At 43.8% G+C, this 1,332-nt stretch carries 4 protein-coding genes; 3 read left to right on the plus strand and 1 reads right to left on the minus strand.

Translation table 11 applies throughout. The features are described 5' to 3' along the window. Nucleotides 1-20: 20 nt before the first annotated feature. From GNF10_RS36885 to GNF10_RS36900, 3 genes are all read left to right on the plus strand, one after another. Nucleotides 21-266 carry a hypothetical protein gene (locus GNF10_RS36885; RefSeq protein WP_185581997.1) on the plus strand — a complete coding sequence of 82 codons (246 nt, stop codon included), beginning with the start codon at nucleotides 21-23 and terminating at the stop codon, nucleotides 264-266. Then, nucleotides 263-499 carry a hypothetical protein gene (locus GNF10_RS36890; RefSeq protein WP_185581998.1) on the plus strand — a complete coding sequence of 79 codons (237 nt, stop codon included), beginning with the start codon at nucleotides 263-265 and terminating at the stop codon, nucleotides 497-499. Before GNF10_RS36885 ends, GNF10_RS36890 begins: the two co-directional genes overlap by 4 nt. A gap of 300 nt (nucleotides 500-799) precedes the next feature. Beyond that, nucleotides 800-1,102: a hypothetical protein gene (locus GNF10_RS36900; protein ID WP_185584622.1), complete on the plus strand. Its 303-nt coding sequence runs from the start codon at nucleotides 800-802 to the stop codon at nucleotides 1,100-1,102. A gap of 4 nt (nucleotides 1,103-1,106) precedes the next feature. On the opposite strand, the gene GNF10_RS36905 is transcribed toward GNF10_RS36900, so the two are convergent. Then, the coding region (locus tag GNF10_RS36905) for a hypothetical protein (protein WP_185607495.1) at nucleotides 1,107-1,332 on the minus strand (226 nt) is incomplete at its 5' end.

Consider the following 1,332-nt stretch of genomic DNA (forward strand, 5'->3'; position numbering starts at 1 on the left):
ACTAATTTTAAAGGGGCAGCATGAGCAGAACCACATTCAGAAACACGGTTTTAGGCATTGGAGCAACAGCAGCAGCGATCGCTTTTGGCTATTTCGGAGTGCAGCAGCTTGGCAGAAACAATATGTTCACCATCGCCGCAGCCGTGGGTGGTGCAGGGGCAATCAGCTATGTACTTCAAAAGCCGAGTCAGCCACAAGCGCCAAACAGTGAGCCAGAAGCACCAACCGCACCAATCAAAACCCAAAGGAGAAGAAACAAGTTATGAGCGACCAAGACACTCAAAAGACACAGCCAAGCCTAACAACAACCGAAATCATGACCATCATCCTGGGTTGCGAACAGACTCTTAGGTTCGTGCAAGCATCTCCCAATTACAAGCAAATCGAAGCCTCCGAGAGGTTCAGTACATCGAATGACCTAAAAATAGGTGATGCAGTCCAAGCCTTGATGGAGATTCACGAAGCGATTCTAAATATCGAGTTTTATTCCCAAGTTTGAGGAAGCAAATGTTAGAAACGACAACTTTGCAACGTAATCATTTGTACGAATTTCGTGGTCAACAACTGCGCTACAGCCATCGGTCTAATTGTGGAGTCAATGCCCTTTCATATTCAATGACTCGAAAGGCAAACGAAAAGAATTAAGCCAAAACCAAGTGCAGAGGGAGGTTTTTGAACTTGTTGAGTTTTGTGAGAACTGATGATGAAGCGATTGCATCGACGACCAATCACTGCAATCGCCTCACTCCGGGACGTATCTCTCGCCGCAAAAACGAAAAGTACACAAGGATTCTAACAAATGGCTAAACCAATCGGATATTACTGCTCAGTTACACCGGGAGATGGTTCGTTTCTGGATGAATTGCAAGAAGAGTTGGGCAGCACTTTTGAAGAACTGAATCGCCTTGAAAAGCTTTTCTTACTTCACACGTTGACAACTAACTTGCTACAAACAGAAGTCAATATGGTGGGTAGTTGTCCAGCTTCCCAGGCACAGATGAGAATGACCCCAGTTATGAAGGATATCAACGAAAACCTTTTAATTAGAGAGCATCTAGGGCTAATAGATGCAATCGTCAATCAGTTAAAATCTCAGAAATGAAGTTTCACATCAACCCAATAATCTGGGTAGCAATTGGGGTAAATGCTTTGTCCCTCCTGGTGGTTACATCTACCGTTGTCTCCAAAAGAATTGGTTCGGATAGCGCAATAACTGAAAGGGCGAAAGGATTAAATTTAGTAGCCCAACACTTCAAATCTGACACTTGTTGGATATCTAAGAATTCTAAACCTTTCAAGTTGGGTGATGAAGTAAAGACCCCAGGTTCTCTA

This window comes from Nostoc sp. UCD121 (genome assembly GCF_014222285.1).
Lineage (GTDB): Bacteria > Cyanobacteriota > Cyanobacteriia > Cyanobacteriales > Nostocaceae > Nostoc.

What these genes read in the sequence shown, in the direction of transcription:
- GNF10_RS36890 (WP_185581998.1), top strand. Translation starts at nt 263, where the DNA reads ATGAGCGACCAAGACACTCAAAAGACACAGCCAAGCCTAACAACAACC.
- GNF10_RS36885 (WP_185581997.1), top strand. Translation starts at nt 21, where the DNA reads ATGAGCAGAACCACATTCAGAAACACGGTTTTAGGCATTGGAGCAACA.
- GNF10_RS36900 (WP_185584622.1), top strand. Translation starts at nt 800, where the DNA reads ATGGCTAAACCAATCGGATATTACTGCTCAGTTACACCGGGAGATGGT.